The following is a 2,456-nucleotide window of genomic DNA, read 5'->3' on the forward strand; positions in this document are numbered from 1 at the left end:
GCCTTGCGACATGGCGGGGGGCGGTGGCATTTCGATGCCACCAAACCGGTCAATTCCTGCAGAAACTGCCAATGAGAGGGCGAGACCCAAAGCGGCACCCGCAAGGCCGAGTATGGCCCCTTCCAGCATGATCATTGCAACGATGACACGCCCGGTCGCTCCCATGGCGCGCAGAGCGCTAAGCTCGCTGGTGCGCTCAAGAACGGACATGGTCATGGTGTTGACGACCGAAAAAATCACGACGACCACAACGATCACTGCAAATACACGGAACAGTCCTGAATAAAGCGCAACAACCGAATCGTAATATTCTGCTAGCTCCTGCCAGCTCCGAATTTCGTAATCGGTGCTCAGATCCGCGAGGGCTGTTGTCAGTTGCCGCGTCGCCGCGTTCAAATGCGCAGTGTCATCCAATAGAACAATCACCCGCTCGCCCCCTTTCGTGTCCAATGCGCTTTGCGCCAGACTGATGGGAACCTTTGCATAGACAGCATCATAGGCCTTGGACCCGGTACTGACGACCCCGACGATCTGGAACTCTATTGCGTTGAACACGCCGTCCAGCGTGGTGGTCATGACCGTCACCCAATCGCCGATTTCGGCGCCCAACCCCAGCTTCAGATCAAAACCGATAACACCGGCGGATTCGTCTCCGGGACGAAGATTGCGCCCCTCGACAACAATTTCGAAATCAGCAAATTCGGTTTCGCGATCTGGATCGGCACCCACAAGCTGCATGCTTAAAGAGGCGCCTCCGGTTCCGCCGATACCGGCAAAACTCAGGCGCGACGTCACGGTGGTGACATGGTCGACCTCGGCAAGCGCGGCTTCGACAGGAGTGATATCCTCTATCAGGATAGCGGCCTTGTCCGAGTGGCGTTTTTCGAAATAGCCCTGCCGGAAAACCTGAAAATGGCCCAGTTGCGTGCGTATCGTGGTTTCGCGCAACCCTTCGAAAGTAAAGCTGATGAACCCCGCGAAACAGATCATCGCGGCGCATCCGATTGTGATCGAAATCAGCGTGAACAATGTCCGCCGTGTGTTTCGTGCCGTGTTGCGCAAAGCGAGTTCCGCCAGATCAAGCATGGACATGCTCCGGTTTCTTGTCTTCGAACAGATGGCCTTGCAAAATCTGCAGATGCCGTGTGGCATAGTTCAGAACAAGCGGATCATGGGTCGCCATGACAAAGCTCGTTCCGCTATCTCGGTTCAATCCGGCGGCCAGTTCCATGATTTCTTCTGCGGTTTGCCGGTCCAAATTGGCGGTCGGCTCATCGGCAAGAACGATATCCGGCTCTGTCACCAAGGCCCGGGCAATCGCAACCCTTTGCTGTTGTCCCCCGGACAGCCGCCGCGGCAGGCGGTTTGCCTGATCTTTCAGTCCGACCCGGGCCAGGATCTCACGCGCGGCGCTCAGGCGTTTGCGTCTTGGAACCCCCTGAAAATACAGGGGCCAGGCCACGTTTTCGGCGGCGGTCAGAACCGGAACCAGATGATAGGCCTGAAAGACGAACCCCACATGCCGCCCCCGAAACCGGACCAGCTCACGCTCTGACATGGCAAGCACGTCCTGACCGGAGATCACGATCTGCCCCTTTTGCGGCCGGTCGATCATGCCGATCATATTCAGCAATGTGCTTTTGCCACTGCCTGAAGGTCCGGAAACAGCGCAAAAGCTGCCCGCCTCGATATCCAGAGACAAATTATCCAGCACGTTGACCTCGACATCGCCGTCAACATAGCTGTGCGTGAGGTTTCTCAGCTTAACCTTAGGCATTCTCTGGCACCGCGTTTACTTGCTTCGATCAAGCGCAATATCCCGGCCGGCTGCCCAATCCCCGCGCGATGCCGCATGTGCCAGAAGGTGATCATAAATCGACAGCATGGCCTCAGCCATTGACCTTGGAGCCTTATCCGTTGCCTGAAATAGACGGTCCAGCACGACCATGTCCTCGACGGCATCGTCGGCCCGGTTGAACATCGGTGGCAGATTTCTTTGAACCGACGCACGGACCATGCGCACCGAAAAATTGTCCGGCTCCATCTCCAGGGCTTGATCAAGATGCCGCAACGCCTTGTTTGTGTTTCGCATTTTGCTGACGACATTGCGTCCTTCGCGTGCCGTAATGGCATAAGCGCTGCCGAGATAGGCCACGATTTCCGCATTCTCCGGATCCGCTTCGCTCAGGGCCTCCAGCATCGAAACTGCCGCGTCCAGATCCTTTGCATCGCCTGCCGCAGCCGAATTGTGCAGTGCGATGGCCTCTGGCAATGTCTGTGCCGAAACGGCAAACTCGGTTCCGGCTGTCAGTGCAGCGCACAAGCACAAGGCCAGTGCGCAGCGGGTCATCTTGTTAGCTCTTAAGCGCTTCATAGTAATCCTCAAAAAATTCACGTGCAAACCACCGGGATCACGCATCTACCAGGGCAACAGTGATATCGGCAGCCGCAACTTC

The 2,456-nt window shown here is 56.8% G+C and carries 4 protein-coding genes; 1 reads left to right on the plus strand and 3 read right to left on the minus strand.

The features are described from left to right. The 3 genes from RA19_RS24870 to RA19_RS24880 form a co-directional block, all read right to left on the minus strand. Window positions 1-1,092, minus strand: a 1,092-nt coding sequence (locus RA19_RS24870; RefSeq protein WP_039168387.1) for an ABC transporter permease, incomplete at its 3' end; no start/stop codon positions are given. Continuing rightward, window positions 1,079-1,777: an ABC transporter ATP-binding protein gene (locus RA19_RS24875; RefSeq protein ID WP_039168389.1), complete on the minus strand. Its 699-nt coding sequence runs from the start codon at window positions 1,775-1,777 to the stop codon at window positions 1,079-1,081. The genes RA19_RS24870 and RA19_RS24875, both read right to left, overlap by 14 nt. 15 nt (window positions 1,778-1,792) lie before the next feature. Then, window positions 1,793-2,272, minus strand: a complete 480-nt coding sequence (locus RA19_RS24880; RefSeq protein ID WP_206540307.1) for a hypothetical protein — start codon at window positions 2,270-2,272, stop codon at window positions 1,793-1,795. Here RA19_RS24880 and RA19_RS27280 point away from each other — a divergent pair. Further along, on the plus strand, window positions 2,259-2,456 hold a 198-nt coding region (locus tag RA19_RS27280), incomplete at its 3' end, for a hypothetical protein (protein ID WP_206540308.1). The two genes, RA19_RS24880 and RA19_RS27280, sit on opposite strands and share 14 nt — an antisense overlap.

It is taken from the genome of Leisingera sp. ANG-M1 (assembly GCF_000813745.1).
In the GTDB taxonomy this organism is placed as follows: Bacteria; Pseudomonadota; Alphaproteobacteria; order Rhodobacterales; family Rhodobacteraceae; genus Leisingera.

What these genes read in the sequence shown, in the direction of transcription:
- RA19_RS24875 (WP_039168389.1), bottom strand. Translation starts at nt 1,777, where the DNA reads ATGCCTAAGGTTAAGCTGAGAAACCTCACGCACAGCTATGTTGACGGC.